Genomic DNA, 17,224 nt, shown 5'->3' with positions numbered 1-17,224 from the left:
AAGGTGTATCGCGTGCCGATCTCGACGCTGTCGGCCGACGGGGCGCGACTCAAGACCACCCCTGACCCGCAAGGCGATCGGTCTCTGACGCGCAGGGGCCGGCGCGCCGGCCCCTTCCCCAGCCCTGCGGCGCAATCATGCGGGTCAAAATGCGCGCCTGTGCGGCGCGGATACGCTGCGCCGATATGGTCAGCCGGGGTTCCCGGTGCACCGCAGCGGCCAGCCGCTCAATCGATGCGAACAGCACGATGCTCTCGGCATAGGCGTCGGTTTCATCCAGCGGCGGTTCGAGATGCGGCGCCCGCTTCAACAACTCCCAAAAACGGTTGAGCACCGCTTCCGCCCATCGGCCGCGCAATCTGGCGAACCGCGGATCCCCCCGGTCGGCTTCCATCATGCGATAGTGAAGCACCGCATTGTGCCGCTCCCATTGCTCGGCAAGCATCTTCAGGAATGCCTCGCTGTCTTCCGCAACCCGCGCGTTGCTGTGGAAGATGTCGAGCTTCGAAAATGCTGCCAGCATGTCTTCGGTCGCCGCCTCGCTGAGCGCATAGAGAATATCCTGCACATCGCGAAAATAGACGTAGAATGTTGCCGATGCGGTTCCGGCCTCGGCGGCGATCGCCATCGCGGTGAGGTCCATCGGCGAGGTCGAAGCGAGCAACAGCGCGGCCGCGTCGACCAGGCGTTGGCGCGTCTCGCGCCCCTTGCGGCCCAACGCGTGCGGCGACGAGGATCGAAAGGAAGCATCAGCACGCGTCATGATGTGGAATCTAGGCGCCCGCTGTACCGAGTGAAAGCTTGATACCGGTCCCGGTGATCGCCGCGGCATCCTGCGAGAGCAGGAACGCCACCACAGCCGCCGCGCTTTCGAGACTCACCCAACCCGCCGGATCGGCGTCGGGCATGTCCTTGCGGTTGGCCGGCGTATCGAGGATGGTCGGCAGAATTGCGTTGACGCGGATGCCCCTGCCCCGAAGCTCTTCGGCAAGGCTCTCGGTCAGCGCCATGACGCCTGCCTTCGAGGCCGCATAGGGCGCCATGCCCATGCCCGGCGCGGCGGATGCCGCCGCGCCGACATTCACGATCGCACCCGATTTCAGGTGAGGCAGCACCGCCCGCGAGCTGATTGCTGCGGTGCGCAGGTTGATGCGATACATGGCGTCCCAGCTTGCGATCGACCCGGTTTCCACCGGCTCCCAGGTGAAACCGCCGGCGACATTGATCAACGCGTCGATCTCGCCCAACGCACCCGCTGCTTCGGAGAATGCTGTCGCCACCGCCGTTTCATCGGCAAGATCAACACCCGCGATGACGCGGTCTGCGTCACTCTCGCCCGATGCGATATCGACTGCAACCACGCGATGCCCCCGCGACTTCAAGGTCGTCACGACCGCGCGCCCCAATCCGCCCAGTCCCCCGGTGACGATCACATGTCCCATCGCTGTCCTCCATACACTCGATTCTACGCGATCTAACCCGATCGCCCGCTGCCGCCAACGCAACCAGAAAGCATCGAATATGCGATGCTCTACCCGGCACCTTGCGCTGCGCACTGCGGAGATAGGAAGCTGGCCCGTGATGAGGATCATGCGGACCGATGACCGCGATGTCGCGGTGCTCATGTTCAATCGCCCGGAGCGATTGAACGCGATCGACACGGCAATGCTGGCTGAGCTCAACACCCATCTCGACACGATCGAGAGCGATGCCAGCCGCGCTTTGGTGATCACAGGTTCGCCGCGCGCCTTTTGCGTCGGTTCCGACCTCAAGGAGAAGGGCGCGGATGGCGAGTTGCGCATCCGTCACATGCATGCGTTGATCCAGCGGCTCCGGGCATTTCCGAAAATCGGGGTCGCCGCGCTTTCCGGCTACGCACTGGGAGGCGGGCTGGAAATCGCATTGGGACTGCAGTTTCGGATCGCCGACCCTAATGCCGTGCTTGGCCTGCCCGAGGTGAAACTCGGCCTGATACCCGCTTATGGGGCGACGCAGATCTTGCCCCGCCTGATCGGCGAGACGCGGTCGCTCGACCTGATGCTGAGCGGCGACCCGATCGACCCGGTCACCGCGCTGGCCTGGGGGCTGATCGATCGGATCAGCGAGAATGTGGTCGAGGCCGCAGTCGAATTCGCACTGCAACGCGCAGGCAACAGTCCCTCGGCCGAAGCCGCGATACGTCAAGCGGTACGCGCGAGCGGGATGCCGCTTGCCGAAGGCCTGGACGTGGAGCGCGAACTGGCAATCGCGACGTCTGGAAGCAATGAGGCGAAGGCCGCGCTCGCAGCCTTCAAGGCGGGCTAACCGCCCCGGATCGCGGCCGCATAGTCGGCAGACAAGCGCTCGACCAGTTCGGCGACGGACGGCACGTCCGTGATCGCACCGACGCCCTGCCCCGCCGACCAGATGTCCTTCCAGGGTCTGAGTCCGCGTTCGTCAAGCACGGGAAGCGGGCCGGTCGCGGCCTGAAACAAAGCCGGGTCGAGCCCATTGGCGGTGAGCGATCTGGTCAGGAAATTCGCCGGCGTCCCGCTGATCCCGCGTGTCGCCAGCACATCCTTTGCGCGCGATGCGATGAGCATCGCGTGATAGTCGGGATGTACCGATGCCTCGCGCGTCGCGATGAAGCGGGTGCCCATATAGGCAAGATCCGCTCCCATCATCCGCGCTGCAGCTACGTCCCGCCCCGTTGACATGCCCCCGGCAAGCAGGATGGTGCCGTCGAATACGGCGCGCACCTCGTTCAGCACCGCAAAGGGGTTGAGCCAGCCGGTGTGCCCGCCGGCACCTGTGGTCAACACGATCAGGCCATCGACCCCCGCCTGCGCTGCGATCTCGGCGTGGCGCGCGCTGGCGACGTCGTGAAAGACGGTGCCACCATAGTCATGTACCGCCGCAACGACATCGTGATCCGCTCCGAAGGAGGTGATCACGAGCGGAACCTGGCGTCGCACCGTAATCGCCAGATCTTCAGCCAGCCGTCCATTCTGCTTGCCGACGATCAGGTTCACGCCATAGGCCGCATCAGTCTCGTCCAACGCAGCGCCGATCTGCTCGAGCCAGCTCTCATAGTCCGCCGCACTGCGCGCGTTCAGCGACGGGAAGGTTCCGATGATCCCTGCCTTGCATGCCGCAATCGTCAGCGCCGGATTTGAGATGAGGAACATCGGCGCCACCATCACGGGTAGCTCAAGATTGCACCGAAGCCGTTCAGCGATGGCCATGTTGATATCCTGTTGCCCCGGGCGAGCTTATCGGATGCGGGCGCCGTTTCGTATCCTTGGCGCGACGCATCACAACCATGCGCTTGGCTGCCGCTCCATTGCGCAGAGACGGCGCGAGACATACCGCAATGTCCGACAGGCTGAAGGGGCCGATACGTTCACAATGCTTCCTGGAGCAGACGCTTATGAAACTCGATCTCGATTTCCGCGATCGTCACCGGCGGCGCCTCCGGCCTGGGGCACGCAACCGCGAAGGCGATCGCCGAAACAGGCGCGAAAGTCGCCATCTTCGATCTCAATGAGGAACTGGGCGAGAAGGTCGCCGCCGAAATCGGCGGCATTTTCTGCAAGGTCGATGTGCTGTCCGACGAGTCAGTCGATGCGGCGTTCGAGAAGGCCCGCTCGGCAAATGGCCAGGAGCGGGTACTGGTCAATTGCGCCGGGACGGGCAACTCGATCAAGACCGCCGGCGTCGACAAGAAGACCGGTGAGATCAAGTATTTCCCCAGCGACAAGTTCGCCTGGGTTTTGATGGTCAACACGGTGGGCACATTTCGCTGCATCACCCGTTCGGCGGCGGGCATGCTGACGCTCGACCCGGTGGACGGGGAGCGCGGCGCGATCGTTTGCACCGCATCCGCTGCAGCCCAGGACGGGCAGATGGGTCAGGCGGCCTATTCAGCGTCGAAGGCAGCCGTGGTCGGCATGACGCTCCCGATCGCGCGCGATCTCTCCGGTTCGGCGATCCGCATCAACACGATCATGCCGGGCATTTTCGCGACGCCGCCGATGCTGGGCGTGCCGGACAATGTGCGCAGCGTACTGGAGGCATCGGTCCCCTTTCCGAAACGCTTCGGGGCGCCGGCTGAATATGCCAGCCTGGTGCTGGAAATGGTACGAAACGGCTATTTCAACGGCGAGACCGTGCGTCTCGATGGCGCCATCCGCATGCCGATGCGCTGAGGAGCAGCAAGATGAGCTTTATCCTGTACGAAGTTCGCGACCGCGTTGCGATCGTCACACTCAATCGGCCCGAGGCGAACAACGCGCAGCACCCGCCTCTGCTCGCCGAACTGGACGCTGCGTTCGACAAGGCGGTCGCCGACGACAATGTCCGGGTCATCGTGCTGAATGCCAGCGGCAAGCATTTCTCGGCCGGCCATGACATCTCGGCGGAGGTGGTGAAGCACGAACCCTGGCTGTCGATGTTCGACGATGTCAGCGCGAACGGCCTGCTTCGGATGTACCGCTGGGAAAGCAAGCATTTCCTCGGCTATTCGAACAAGTGGCGCAACCTCCCCAAGCCCACCATCGCCGCGGTTCAGGGGGCCTGTGTCGCGGCCGGGCTGATGCTGATCTGGCCGATGGATCTGATCGTCGCGGCCGACAATTCGCGCTTTTCCGATCCCGTGATCAACATGGCGATCGGCGGCGTCGAATATCACGGCCACACCTGGGAGTTCGGCCCCCGCAAGGCCAAGGAAATGCTGTTCACCGGCCGCTGGATGAATGCCGAAGAGGCCGAGAAGGTCGGCATGATCAATCGCGTCGTCCCGCTTGAGCAGCTGCATGAGGCCACGCTGGCATTGGCGAACGACATCGCGACCAAGCATCCGCACGGCCTGCTCATGGCCAAGCGCGCGGTCAATCAGACGATGGACATCATGGGACAATATGCCGCGATCCAGGCGTGCTTCGATACCCATTCTCTGGGCCATGCCAATGCCTGGGCCGCCGAAGGCCGGGTCACGCTCGCCAATCTCGAAGAAATGACTGCAGCCAACAAGAAGGCCTGAAGGATCCCGTCCAATGAAGCTTGCCCTCTCCGAAAGCCAGTCGATGCTGAAGGACACCGTCGCCCGCCTGTTCGCGGACGAGGCGACGCCGGAGCGGCTGCGCGCCGCCGAGGATACAGGGGTCGATCAGGCACTATGGGACAAGCTGGTTGAGCTGGGCATTGTCGGTATCCGGGCGATCGAGCCGCAGGATGGCGGGATGACGCTGATGGACGCGGCCATCGTTGCCGAGGAAGCAGGCCGCCATGTCGCGCCCGTGCCGCTGATCGAAGCGATCGTTGCGATCGCGCTGCTCCACCGGCTGGATGCCCCCGCCGCGCTGTTGTCCGCGGTCGATAGCGGGGCGATCGCAACGCTTGCGCTCAACCCGGTCGTGCCGGGCGTGGCCCAACCGGTGCTCGGCGGGTCGCGCGCCCATGTCGTGCTCGCGCTTGACGGAAACGACCTCGTCGCCCTGACCGGGTTGAATGCCGCGAAAGCGTCCAATATCGCCGCCGCCGCGGTCGCCAATCTCGATCTGTCGGACGGCGCGGGCGAGCGGTTCGTGCTGGCGACCGGCGACATTGCGGTATCGCAGTTCGCCGCCGCGTGCGAGGAATGGAAGGTCCTCACCGCTGCCTATCTGGCCGGTCTTGGCCGCCGGGCGCTCGAGCTCGCCGCCGCCTATTCGGTCGAACGCCATGCCTATGGCTCGCCGATCGGCGCCTATCAGGGCATTGCGCATCCGATGGCCGACGCGGCGACGCATATGGACGGGGCAAAGCTGCTGGCATGGCGCGCCATTGCCTCGATTGCAGCGGGCGATGCCAAGGAGGCGCGCGCGCCGCCATGGCCTATTGGTGGGCGGCCCATAGCGTAGACCAGGCGGTGCAACATTCGGTGCGTACCTTTGGTGGCTATGGCCTCAGCCTCGAATATGACGTCCAGCTCTATTTCCGCCGCGCCAAGCTGCTGTCGCTGATCGCGGGCGACCCCAATGCCGAGCTCGACCGCATCGCCGCGCGCCTTTGGGACGGCGAGACCGTAGCCCTGCCCCGCGCCGGGGAGGTGGAGATCGATTTCGAATGGGGCGCGGAGGCCGACGCCTATGCCGCCGAGTTGCGCAGCTTCGTCGAAGGGCAGATGACCCCCGATATCGAGGCGAAGAAGCATCATTCCACCGCGGGCCACCATCCCGGATTCCACAAGAAGCTGGCCGAGGCTGGCCATGCCTATCCCGACCTCGGCGCCGACGGCCAGAAGGTCCGCAGCCGCTACGAAGTGATGGCCGCTGCGCCGATGTGGGAAGATATCGGTTGGACCCGCACGCCGATCGCTGTCACCGAGTTCGTCGCCAAGATGGCGCAGCTCTGGTCGCAGCCGGAAACAAAGGAAGAGATCGTCGGCGCCATCGCCCGCGGCGAAGCATTGGGCGCGCTCGGCTTCTCCGAGCCGCAATCGGGCTCGGACGTGTTCGGGACAAAGTTCAGTGCCGTACGCGATGGTGACGAATGGGTGCTGAACGGGCAGAAAATGTTCACCACCAACGGCCACCAGGCCGACTATATCCTGATGCTGACCCGCACCGACAATAGCGGCAAGAAGCACCAGGGCCTGACGATGTTCATCATGCCGATGAAGCTGCCCGGCATCGAACTGCACCCGGTCTATACGCTGCAGGACGAGAAGACGAACATCACCTACTTCACGGATGTCCGCATTTCGGATCGCTACCGCATCGGTGAGGTCGGCGACGGCGCGCGCGTCATGGCATCGGCGCTCGGCTTCGAACATGGTGGATCAGGCTATCACGCGGCGCAGACCGCGATGATGCGCCGAGCCCTTACCTGGGCGCGCAAGCCCAGCGGCAATGGCGCGGCGCCGATCGACAACCCGTTTCTTCGTCGCGTGCTGGCTCGTGCCGCAATCAACGACGAAGTGGCGGACGTGCTCTGCCGGCGCCAGGTGTGGGCGGATGTCGAAGGCATCCACGACATCAGCTATGGTCCGATGGCGAAGATGTTCACGACCGAAACCATGTACCGGGATGCCAGCGCGATCGTCGAGGCCGGCGCGCCCGGTTCGCTGGTGCGCGGTGTCGATCCCGACATGGACTATGTCGAGACAACGATGCGGCGGGCCATCGCCATGACCGTCTATGGCGGCACCAGCGAAGTGCACCGCAGCCTGATCGCCGAGAAGTCGCTGGGCATGCCCAAATCGCGAAGCTGAATCCGCCCACGCTTGACAGGGAGCGCCTCGCGGCGTTCCACAGCGGGATGGACGAGACGAACAAGCATGGACAGTCGATCGGCCGCAAGGGCGCCGAAAGCCGGCGGCGGTTGCTCGATGCGGCCCGTCAGCTGATCGCGGTCGAGCCGGCGCACAAGTTGACGGCCAGTGCCATTGCCCGCGCTGCGACACTGGCTTCGCAAACATTCTATTTGTACTTCAAGGATATCGACGAAATCCTTCTGGCCCTCAGCCATGAGGCCGGGGCAGACATGGATGAGGTCCAGGAGGCGCTACGCGGCGACTGGACATCGGCCACGCCTGCAGAACATGCGACGCGCTTCATCGACGCCTTCAGCGCCTATTGGGACCGGCATCGAACGATCCTCACGGTCCGCAACTATTTGTCGGACAGCGCGCATCCCGCGTTCCTCGCCGTCCGCCAGGAAGCGGCAATGCCGCTGATCCACGCGATCGCCGAACGCATCCTCGCGGCGCACCCCGATGACGTCGATCCGAAATCGGCACTGGCGCGCAGCGTGATCATCTATTCGGCGATCGAGCGCATGGCAGCGCGTCCCGCAACGATGCGACAGAATCCTGCGATCGTCGCGCCGGATGACCTGAAACAGGCCGAGATCGACATCCTGACATTGCTGTTCACGCCGACCGTCAAGGGTTCGCCCGCAGATCGCGCACTCGCCTCGTTTCGCCACCAGGCATAAAGAAGCCGCCCGGACCCAGGGTCCGGGCGGCATAGCTTGCCTATCGCGATGTTCAGCGCTTGCCGTCGAGCAGGCCCTTCAAGTTGCTGCTCATGAACATCTCCTGTTCTGCCGGCGTGAAATCCTTCACCTCGTGGAGGAAGTCGAGCGGCATCGCGAGCCCTTCGGCATGCGGCCAGTCGCTGCCGAACACCAGGCGCTCGACCGGGACGAATTCGCGCAGCTCGTTCAGGTCCTCCTCGTAATATGGCTCGACGAACACGCTCTCTCGGAACGTATCGATCGGATGGCGCTTGAACGCCTGCGGCATCTGGCCATGGGCGCGCTTGAACATCTTCATCAGATGCGGAACCCAGATCGAGCCGTTCTCGGCCGACATCCAGCGAATGTTCGGGAAGCGATCCATCACGCCATGCGCGATCAGCGCCGCGATGGTGTCGGCGATCGAGCGCCCCTGCGTATCCATGCAAGCCTTCAACGGATCCGAACGGTCGAACGCGACCATCTCGCTGGCGCCGCTACCCCACCAGCGATAGATCTGATCGTAACCGCTGTCGGACACATGCAGTACGACGAAGATGTTCGATCCGTTGACCTTGCCCCAGAAACGGTCGAACTCGCGGAGGCCAGGGGAACGCGGGCCGAACAGTCCGGGCACCGGCGCCGGACGGATCAGGATATGGCGTGCGCCATTCTTCAGCGCCCAATCCAGTTCCTGTTCGGCCTTCTCGGCATCGGCCAGCGAGATATAGGCGCAGGGATAGAGCCGGTCCTTGTAGTTGAAGGTCCATTCGTCGAGCACCCAGGCGTTGAGCGAATGAACCAGCGCCGCCATCAGCTCGACATTGTTGCCCATATGCCCCTCGATGATCGAGGCCAGGGTCGGGAAGATGAGCTGGGCGTGCACGCCCTGCTCGTCGAGCAGCTTCAGCCGGGCTTCGGGATTGCCGAACTCGGGCTGATAGGCCAGCGGATCGCCGGTGAGCTCGCGCAGCGTCTTGCCCTCGGCATTCTCGCCGCGATACCAGATTTCATGGCTGCCCGGCGCAGCGACGACCTCGAAGGTCGGGTTGGGTATATATTCGCTGATATGCCCGTTGATCGCCAGCTTGGTGCGGCCCTCGACCTGCACATACTGGAAATCCTTGTGAAACTGCTTGGGCAGATGGCGGCGGAACGTGTCCATCGTCTCATAGAGATGTCCATCGCCGTCATAGACCGCATAGGGCAAAATGCGGGTTTCGGGTTCGCGTTCAAGTACAGCCGTTACAGCCACAATCTCTCCCTTGATCGCCGCAGCCGTATCAGGCCGCGTTGCGTATTGCTTCGGGTTCGAACATCGGAAGCCAGATATCCTCATCGTGATCGAACGTGACTCTGACACGCATGCCGATGTGGACCTGATCGGATGCGATGCCGCGTATGTTGGTGGTGAGCTGAAGCCCATCCTGCTCGTCCAGCCGAACGACGCCGATGACATAGGGCACCTCAAGGCCCGGACCCCACGCCTTCTCGTTCACCGTATAGCTGAACACCGTGCCTCGTCCGGACAGCGGCTCGGGGGCGAGATGCTTGGTCAGGCATTTCGGACAGACCGGTTGGGGCGGATGCACCCAGAAGCTGCAATCCTGGCATCGCAGCATGCGCAGCACGCCGTCTTCGCCGCTTGTCCAATAGAAGCGGTTCAGATCGTCGAGCCTGGGCAGCATCCGCTGATAACCGGCACCCATCTCACTCGGCCGCTTCGAGTTCGCCGTCCTGCTTGGCGACGTCCATGAACATTTTGGTGATGTCGCCCGAGGTCACCCGGCGCGCGACCTCGCCCTCGGCGAGCGGTGCGGGGCCACCATAGCTTCGGGGCGCGGTGTCGATATGCTCGGCTGCCTTGCGCAACCTGCCGACGGTGCAGTTCTCCCGGCCGCCCATCATTCCAAAAGCGTCGAAGTTGAACAGGCGCAACGCGTTGCCATGGGTGATCTTCTCGATCGCCGTGTCGGAAATCCCGCTCAGCGTCGCCCTCAGGCGGTCGGCCGATTCCGGCCACACCGTATCGGAGTGCGGATAATCGCATTCATAGGCGACATTGTTCTCGCCGATCTTGTCGAGATTCTCGAGGCCGAAGGCGTCGTCGATGAAGCAGGTCAGGAAATGCTCGCGGAACACATCGCTCGGCTTCTTCTTTCCGAAATCGGCGTGGGTCCAGGCCTTGTGATGCTCATGGACGAAGTCGGCACGTTCGAGGAAATAGGGAATCCAGCCGATCCCGCCTTCGGACAGCGAGACCTGAAGCGGATAGCGCTGCAATGCCTTAAGGTGCAGCCAGTCCGCCGCCGAATTGACGATCGAGATCGGCATGGTCGTGATCCAGGCATCGATCGGCGATTCCATCGATGCATGCGGGGCCTGCGCGCCCGATCCGATATGAATATTGATCACGATGTCGTGGTCGGCGCACGCCTTCCAGAGCGGTTCCCAATGCTCGTTGTGGATGCTCGGCTGTCCCTTGAGCGAGGGATTGTCGCTGAAGGTGATCGCGTGGCAGCCCTTTGCGGACACGCGCTTGATCTCCTCGACCGTCGCATCGATGTCCCAATAGGGCACCAGCGCCAGCGGAATGTTGCGGCCCGGATGGCTGCCGCACCATTCGTCGATATGCCAGTCATTATAGGCCCGCAACAGCGTCAGCGCGTTCGCCTTGTTGTCGAACTCGTGGAACAGCGCGCCGTCGAATCGGACCACGCTGGGAAAGTTGAGCGAAGCCAGGATCCCGTTGGCGTTCATGTCCTCGATGCGTGAATCGATGTCCCACGCGCCCTTGCGCATCTGCTCGAAGGAAACCGGCTCGCAGCCATATTCCTCTTTCATCCGGCCGACGACGGCATTCAGCCCGATCGAGCCGGTACGCTTGCCCTCGTACAGCCAGAAATCTGCGCCGTTCGCATCCTTGCGCAGCTCCGGCTTGATCGCTTTGTGCTGCACCGAAAGATGCTGATCGTACATGGTGGGCGGCTCGACGATATGGTCGTCGACGCTGACGATAATGAGATCCTCAACCTTCATGGCATCGATCCTCTTCCTAAAACTGACATATTGTTGGTTTTCTGACTACAACAATCCGCACCCTGCGTAAAGGCGGTTCAGCTCAGCGCTTGACCAGTTCGACCGACGAGGTGTCGCGGTCCCAGGTCGCCTCAGTGATCCCCTGATCGCGCAGCTCATATTTGAGCACACGTCCGACGGGGTTCTTGGGCAACGCCGCGCGGAATTCGATAAAGCGCGGCACCGCGAAATAGGGCAGGTTCTCAACCGACCAGCGGCACAGTTCTTCCTCGGTCAACCCCGCCCCCCTCGACGAGGACGATCGTCGCCTTCACATCGTCCTCCAGATCGGCGAGCACGGCATGGACGGCGACTTCCTGGATGGCGGGATGCAGGCTGAACACCCCCTCCACTTCCATCGAGGAGATATTCTCGCCGCGGCGGCGCAGATAGTCCTTCTTCCGGTCGAGGAAGTAGAACCAGCCGTCAGCGTCGAACTTGCCGATGTCGCCGGTGTGGAACCAGAAGTTCTTGAGCACCTTCATCGTTTCGGCGGGCCGGCCCCAATAGCCCTCGAACATCACATGGGGCTTTTTCGGGCGGACCAGGATTTCGCCTGGCGTGTCGGCCGGAACCTCAGCGTCGTCATCGTCGACGATCATCACCTCGAAATCGTCATTGTGGGTGCCCGAGCTTGCGGTGGGGCGCGGCACGGTCATGTCGACGCTCGTGACGATCGCGCATTCGGTCAGGCCGTAGCCTACGGGCGCATGGACATGTTTGGGCGCAAAGCGTTCGCGCCAGATCGTCTGCAGCTCTTCAGGAAACGGCGCGCCCCCTGCCACGCGCAGCTTGCCCTTGTAACGCAACGAGGCGGGGTTGTCGGGCGCCTCGGCCACAAACCGCACCATCGACGAGAGGATATGAGTGACGGTCGCGCCGACCCGCTCCAGCTCGTCCCAAAAACGCGACACCGAGAAGCGCGGATAGATCGCGCATTTCCCGCCAACCATCATCGACGACAGGACGGTCGCGGAATATTGGTTCATGTGGAAGCCGGGCAACGGCGTCCACACGACATCATCCCCGTCATAATGAAGGCAGGTCGCAAGCTGTCGTGCCTGGTTGCACAGATAGTTCTGACTGATCATGCAGCCCTTGGAGGGGCCGGTGGTGCCGGCGGTGTAGACCAGCATCGCAAGATCGCCGGGCTTGCTCTCATGGCCCGTGGGCTCCTCGGTCGGGACCAGCACATCGGCGAGCATGCGCATCTCGAGCTTGTTCGCCGCCATGCCTTCCGGCAGCTCGCCCTTGATCAGCAGCACCCGGGCGTCGGGCAGGCCACCCTCGATCGCGATCAGCCGCTCGACATATTCCTTTTCGGCGACCAGCACGGCGGCCCGCGAGTCCGCGACCTGGTGGCGCAGATACTCGCCCTTATAGGCGGTATTGAGCGGGACATGGACCGCGCCGATCTTTGCGCAGGCGAACAGCAGCAGCAGCTGTTCGACGCAGTTGTCGAGGATCGATATCACGCATTCGCCGGGACGCGCGCCCGATGCCCGCAAGGCATGGGCAAGGCTCGTGCTCTGCGCGTCGAGGAAGCCAAGCGTGTACTTCTCGCCCGAATAATCCACGAACTCCCAGTTGGGGCCGCGCTTCGCCAGGGCGCTCCGCAGCACTTCGACCGTGGTCGTCTGCGTGCCGGGAGACCAGTTGGGGTTCGTCATGATCGTCCTCTCATCTTGTTCAGTCGCGTACCAGCAGCATCGCGCCCGCCATCGGACCGCCGCCATTGGTGACCGCTGCAACCTTGGGATCTCCGGCAACCTGCCGTGCTCCGCCCTGCCCGCGAAGCTGGACCACAGCTTCGTGAATGAAACCGAAGCCATGGGTGCGCCCACCGGACAATTGCCCGCCATGCGGATTGAGCGGCAGCGCGCCGTCACGCGCGATTCGGCTGCCGCCTTCGACAAACGCGCCGCCCTCGCCGATCCCGCAAAACCCCATCGCCTCGAGCCAGGTCAATGCGAGGAAACTGAACCCATCATAGAGCAGCGCGACATCGACGTCCGCAGGCTTCAAATCGGTTCGCGACCACAGCATCCGTGCCGCATCATGTGCCGCCATGCGCGGCATGTCCGCCTGGTCCCAGGCGGCCCGGCCATGGATGCCACCACCCACCGAGTCGATGCGCACGACCGGCTTGCTGCGGTCTGCCACCGCATCCGCGGCGGAGAGCAGGATCACGGTCGAGGCATCGGTCGGTGCATCGCAATCGAGCAGACCGAACGGCGTGCTGATCATCCGCGCCGACAGATAATCGTCCATCGTCATCGGTTCGCGGAACAGCGCCTTGGGATTGTCCATCGCGCCGCGCCGCGCGTTGAGTGCGATCGCGCCAAGATGCTCGCGCCGGGTCCCGTACAGATGAAAATGGCGCTGCGCATATTGCGACAACCAGTTGGTCGCCGAGATCGCGTCATAGGGGAAAATATACTGAAATTCGCCGTCGAGCCGAACGCGTTGCGTGCGGACTTCGGCATTCTCCTTCCACGACGCCCCGCCCGACCCTTCCTTGACGGTACGGAAACACAGGACGTGCCGCGCCAACCCCGCCTTGATCGCAGCATAGGCATTGATGATGGAACCAAGCTGCGCCGACCCTTCCATCGCCCCGGCAAACCAGTTCAGTTTGAAATCGAGCGCTTCCTTGAGATCCATCGTGCCGACTGGGGAGAACGGGATCGCATCGGGCCGGCGGCCCGGAAAGGTCGACATGCCGTCGATGTCGGCGACAGTCAGCCCGGCGTCGGCGATCGCCTCAAGCGCCGCGTCCACGGTCAGCTCGAGGCCCGACTGCGGCAGCTTTCGCCCGACCGCAGACTGTCCGATGCCAGTGATGACGACGTCGATTCCCGTCATGTTCATCCTTCTCCTGTCCGCGGCATAGCTGACATCATGTCAGCTTTCCAAAGCTGCGTGTGCAACTGTCTGTTTCATCACATACGTGACCGCGTTCAGGCGATAACGCCCGTCTCGAGGAGCGCCTCGATCTCGTCCGCTCGATAGCCGAGCTCTGCCAGCACGGTCCGGCTGTGCTGGCCTAGCATCGGCGGGGCGACCGGCGAGACAACCGGCGTACGGCCAAGCTTGAGCGGGGAAGCAACGAGCTTCAGCTCGCCTGCGCTCGGATGCGCGACCTTAGCGACCATATCGCGCGCAGTCGCTTCCGGCGCGGCGAGCGCTTCCCCAACCTGACGCACCGCGCCGGTCGGTACGCCGACCGATCGCAGACCCGCCAACCACCATTCGGTCGTGTGCTCGCGCATCAGCGGCATGATCTCCGCCAGCAGCGCATCGCGATTGGCGACGCGCGAACCATTCTTCGCGAACCGTTCATCCGTCGCGAGATCGGGCCGGTCGAGCAGACGGGTTGCGAAGGCCGCGAACTGCGCATCATTGCCGACCGCGACCACTACCTGTCCGTCGCGGGTATCGAACAATTGATAGGGCACGACCGTCGGATGGCCGTTCCCATAGCGGCGCGGCTCGGTGCCGGCGACAAGCGCGGCGCTGCCGACATTGGCCAGCATCGCAAGCTGGCAATCATAGAGCGCCATGTCGAGATGCTGCCCGGCCCCGTCGCGATCGGCGGCGATCAGCGCCGCCAGGATCGCCTGCGCCGCCGCCATGCCGGTGAAAAGATCGGCAACAGCCACCCCGACCTTCATTGGCTCGCCATCGACCGGGCCGGTGACCGACATCAGCCCCCCTCGGCCTGGATCACATAGTCATAGCCGGGCCGCTCCGCGATGGGCGAGCGCCGCCCATAGCCCGAGATCGAACAATAGACGATGCGCGGGTTGATCGCGGCGATCGATGAATAGCCGAGGCCGAACTTCTCCAGCCCGCCAAGCTTGTAATTCTCGACCAGCACATCGGCCTGCGCCGCCAGGTCGCGCACGATGCGCTGTCCTTCGGGCTTCGAGATATCGAGCGCGATGCTGCGCTTGTTGCGGTTGGCGCACAGATAATAGGCCGACTCGCCACCGGTATAGGGCGGGCCCCAATGGCGCGTGTCGTCACCACCGCGCGGATGCTCGACCTTGGTGACCTCGGCACCCAGGTCCGCGAGCACCATCGTGCACCAGGGGCCGGCCAGCACACGCGACAAGTCAAGGACACGGCGCCCGGCAAGGGGTGCCGCACCCTTGTTCATGTTCGTCATTCGATCCCCCGATTGGTCAGATTGGCAGGCAGCGCATCACGCGGTTTGCAGGCTCGGCATGACGATGCGCGACGGCTCCCGGTTGGGCATCTGCACGACGTTGCGGCTGCCGCGGCCAAAGCGCGCGTCGATCTGTTCCATCAGCGCCTTGGACAGTTCCTCCTCGCGCCCGCGCATCACTTCGCTGATGCCGCCGATGCCGACGATCATGCGCTGCTGCCCGCTGATCCGGGGCAGCGGCGCGGCGATGATGCCGCCGCCGCGGGTCACCATGTCGCAGGTGAACGCATAGCCCTTGCGCCGGATCACGGCGATCTCCTCGAGCAGGTCGCGGATCTTGACCAGAGCTTCGCCATCCTGCGCTTCGGCATTGATCCGCATCACCAGCCGGGTGATCTCCGAATCGGTCATGGTGCTGAGCAGCGCATAGCCCGCGCCCGATGCGGCGAGCGGGCGCACGGTCCCAAGCGTCATGTGCAGTCGCGCCGGACTGGTCGCCTGGATCACATGGATGTACTGGATATGCAGACCGTTGCGCACGGCAAGGACGATGGTGTCGCCCGTCTGCTCGTTTAGCTCCTTCATCATGGAGATGATGGCGCCCTCTGCAAAAAACTGCGAGTTGACCCAGCTGCCAAGGAGCGCAACGCGACTCGAAGTGATGTAGGTGCGCGCCATTGGATCATAGTTGAGGTAACCCAAGCTCACCAGACTGCGAAGGAGCGCGGAGGTGCTGGACTGGGGATAGCCAAGCGCATCGGCGATCTCCATCACCGTCGACTGACGTTGCAAATCGTCAAAATATTCAAGGATTTCAAGCACTCGACCGGCAGATTTGACGGTCTTGTTCTCAATCGGCGCGCGAACCAGAATACGGTCTCGCGACGGGGCCGAACGGCGACGTGCCATCGGTTCTCTCCTAATTTCGGCGCTGCTGACGAGCGCTTGCGATCCATCGGCAACCGCAAGCTGCCTCAATCACATCCGTGCTGTCCATAGCAGACGGATCACATATGTGATATGCTCCACCCTCCTCCCCGAAAAGCCGACAATATGTTATTTTCTGGCCATGGCGGATCGTAGAACCGCCGCATCCGGAGAGGCATGATGCAGGTACGCTTTCCCAAATGGGATTTCTCGAAAGTCCGGGCGCATTGGGCGCCGCATCGCGAATTCGCGCAGATGCAGAACGCGGCATCGACCGTCCCGGCTTATATCGAACCCTATCTGGTCAAGGTGATGCTGCAAGCGCAGGCTGCGCTGCCCGCCCGATATGAGAAACTTCACAAGGATCTGGCGATCTTCATCAAGCAGGAGATGCAGCATTGCCGGCAGCATCTGCTGTTCAACAAGGCGCTGCGCGCTGACGGTTATGAAGGCATGCTGGCGATCGAGAAGGAATATGAGGCGGATTACGATCGCTTCCTGAAGACCAAATCGCTGCGCTTCAACGTCGCCTATTCGGAGGGATTCGAGGCGGTCAGTTCCGTCGCGGTCGACAATTTCTTCGAGGATTTCGCGCCATTCCTCGATGGCGCCGATACCGAAGCGGTCGAAATGTGGAAATGGCATCTGGCCGAGGAATATGAGCATCGCGAGGTGGCGCACGACGTCTATCACGCATTGTTCGGTCGCGGACCGATCGCATATCTCTATCGTATCTGGGCGTTCTTCTACGCGGTAAAGCATATCCGCGGCCATGTGCGCAAAGTGCAGACCTATCTGCTCGATAAGGACCGCGAGGGCATGAGCGCGGAGGAACGCGCCGCTTCGATCGCGCGGCAGCAGCATGTCCAGCAGGTCACCGGTCGGCACGCCAAGGCGCATCTCAAGCGCATCCTGTCGCCTTTCTACAAGCCCGCCGACCGGTTGCCGCCGCGCGGCCTACAGGAAGTCCTCGATCGCTACGCCCGCAAGCCGGCTGCCGGGACAGCCTAGGCTGTCCCGGGCCATCCCAGCACGGATGTGTTGATCGTCGGCGCCACGGTGTCAGCGCGC

At 63.2% G+C, this 17,224-nt stretch carries 16 protein-coding genes and 2 pseudogenes; 7 read left to right on the top strand and 11 right to left on the bottom strand.

Annotated features, from left to right (window positions below):
• Positions 1 to 49: 49 nt before the first annotated feature.
• Positions 50 to 763, bottom strand: coding sequence for a TetR/AcrR family transcriptional regulator (locus LRS12_RS09695; RefSeq protein WP_257844413.1), 714 nt, complete (start codon positions 761 to 763; stop codon positions 50 to 52).
• A 10-nt stretch (positions 764 to 773) separates the two neighbouring features.
• A complete protein-coding gene (locus LRS12_RS09690; protein WP_257844412.1) occupies positions 774 to 1,442 on the bottom strand; it encodes an SDR family NAD(P)-dependent oxidoreductase in 669 nt (222 codons plus the stop codon).
• Positions 1,443 to 1,590: 148 nt separating this feature from the next.
• On the opposite strand from LRS12_RS09690, the gene LRS12_RS09685 reads away from it, so the two are divergent.
• Positions 1,591 to 2,304, top strand: coding sequence for an enoyl-CoA hydratase/isomerase family protein (locus tag LRS12_RS09685; RefSeq protein ID WP_257844411.1), 714 nt, complete (start codon positions 1,591 to 1,593; stop codon positions 2,302 to 2,304).
• Here the strand turns inward: LRS12_RS09685 and LRS12_RS09680 are convergent.
• The gene (locus LRS12_RS09680) at positions 2,301 to 3,224 is read right to left on the bottom strand and encodes a nitronate monooxygenase family protein (protein WP_257844410.1); all 924 of its coding nucleotides are present in this window, start codon (positions 3,222 to 3,224) and stop codon (positions 2,301 to 2,303) included. The two genes, LRS12_RS09685 and LRS12_RS09680, sit on opposite strands and share 4 nt — an antisense overlap.
• 185 nt (positions 3,225 to 3,409) lie before the next feature.
• Between LRS12_RS09680 and LRS12_RS09670 the strand changes: the two are divergent.
• The 5 genes and pseudogenes from LRS12_RS09670 to LRS12_RS09650 all read left to right on the top strand — a co-directional run bounded on the left by LRS12_RS09670 (position 3,410) and on the right by LRS12_RS09650 (position 7,956).
• A pseudogene (locus LRS12_RS09670) lies at positions 3,410 to 4,187 on the top strand (SDR family NAD(P)-dependent oxidoreductase).
• An 11-nt stretch (positions 4,188 to 4,198) separates the two neighbouring features.
• Positions 4,199 to 5,020 carry an enoyl-CoA hydratase gene (locus tag LRS12_RS09665; RefSeq protein ID WP_257844408.1) on the top strand — a complete coding sequence of 274 codons (822 nt, stop codon included), beginning with the start codon at positions 4,199 to 4,201 and terminating at the stop codon, positions 5,018 to 5,020.
• A gap of 13 nt (positions 5,021 to 5,033) precedes the next feature.
• Complete coding sequence (locus tag LRS12_RS09660; protein ID WP_257844407.1) at positions 5,034 to 5,879, top strand: acyl-CoA dehydrogenase family protein; 846 nt, start codon at positions 5,034 to 5,036, stop codon at positions 5,877 to 5,879.
• On the top strand, positions 5,849 to 7,231 hold the full coding sequence (locus LRS12_RS09655; protein WP_257844406.1) for an acyl-CoA dehydrogenase family protein: 1,383 nt from the start codon (positions 5,849 to 5,851) through the stop codon (positions 7,229 to 7,231). Before LRS12_RS09660 ends, LRS12_RS09655 begins: the two co-directional genes overlap by 31 nt.
• Positions 7,232 to 7,278: 47 nt before the next feature.
• Positions 7,279 to 7,956: a TetR/AcrR family transcriptional regulator gene (locus LRS12_RS09650; protein WP_257844405.1), complete on the top strand. Its 678-nt coding sequence runs from the start codon at positions 7,279 to 7,281 to the stop codon at positions 7,954 to 7,956.
• Positions 7,957 to 8,008: 52 nt separating this feature from the next.
• Here LRS12_RS09650 and LRS12_RS09645 read toward each other — a convergent pair whose 3' ends face one another.
• From LRS12_RS09645 to LRS12_RS09610, 8 genes and pseudogenes are all read right to left on the bottom strand, one after another.
• Entirely contained in the window at positions 8,009 to 9,232 is a 1,224-nt protein-coding gene (locus LRS12_RS09645) for an amidohydrolase family protein (protein WP_257844404.1), read from the bottom strand.
• A 28-nt stretch (positions 9,233 to 9,260) separates the two neighbouring features.
• The gene (locus tag LRS12_RS09640; RefSeq protein ID WP_257844403.1) at positions 9,261 to 9,686 is read right to left on the bottom strand and encodes a Zn-ribbon domain-containing OB-fold protein; all 426 of its coding nucleotides are present in this window, start codon (positions 9,684 to 9,686) and stop codon (positions 9,261 to 9,263) included.
• 1 nt (position 9,687) lies between these two features.
• Positions 9,688 to 11,016: an amidohydrolase family protein gene (locus LRS12_RS09635; protein ID WP_066580674.1), complete on the bottom strand. Its 1,329-nt coding sequence runs from the start codon at positions 11,014 to 11,016 to the stop codon at positions 9,688 to 9,690.
• Between the two features lie 82 nt (positions 11,017 to 11,098).
• On the bottom strand, positions 11,099 to 11,293 hold the full coding sequence (locus tag LRS12_RS09630) for a hypothetical protein (protein ID WP_257844402.1): 195 nt from the start codon (positions 11,291 to 11,293) through the stop codon (positions 11,099 to 11,101).
• Positions 11,259 to 12,725 (bottom strand): AMP-binding protein, encoded by a 1,467-nt coding sequence (locus LRS12_RS09625; protein WP_257844401.1) that lies wholly within the window; start codon positions 12,723 to 12,725, stop codon positions 11,259 to 11,261. The genes LRS12_RS09630 and LRS12_RS09625 overlap by 35 nt, the downstream gene beginning before the upstream one ends.
• A gap of 19 nt (positions 12,726 to 12,744) precedes the next feature.
• Entirely contained in the window at positions 12,745 to 13,920 is a 1,176-nt protein-coding gene (locus tag LRS12_RS09620; protein WP_257844400.1) for a thiolase family protein, read from the bottom strand.
• 95 nt (positions 13,921 to 14,015) lie between these two features.
• Positions 14,016 to 15,139: pseudogene (locus tag LRS12_RS09615) on the bottom strand (CaiB/BaiF CoA transferase family protein).
• 123 nt (positions 15,140 to 15,262) lie between these two features.
• Positions 15,263 to 16,135: an IclR family transcriptional regulator gene (locus LRS12_RS09610; RefSeq protein WP_126003401.1), complete on the bottom strand. Its 873-nt coding sequence runs from the start codon at positions 16,133 to 16,135 to the stop codon at positions 15,263 to 15,265.
• 198 nt (positions 16,136 to 16,333) lie between these two features.
• Between LRS12_RS09610 and LRS12_RS09605 the strand changes: the two genes are divergently transcribed.
• The gene (locus tag LRS12_RS09605) at positions 16,334 to 17,164 is read left to right on the top strand and encodes a metal-dependent hydrolase (protein ID WP_257844399.1); all 831 of its coding nucleotides are present in this window, start codon (positions 16,334 to 16,336) and stop codon (positions 17,162 to 17,164) included.
• The last annotated feature ends 60 nt before the right edge of the window (positions 17,165 to 17,224 follow it).

Origin of the sequence: Sphingomonas sp. J344 (genome assembly GCF_024700005.1) — a bacterium.
In the GTDB taxonomy this organism is placed as follows: Bacteria; Pseudomonadota; Alphaproteobacteria; order Sphingomonadales; family Sphingomonadaceae; genus Sphingomonas.
This window is presented reverse-complemented; position numbering and strand designations above follow the sequence as displayed.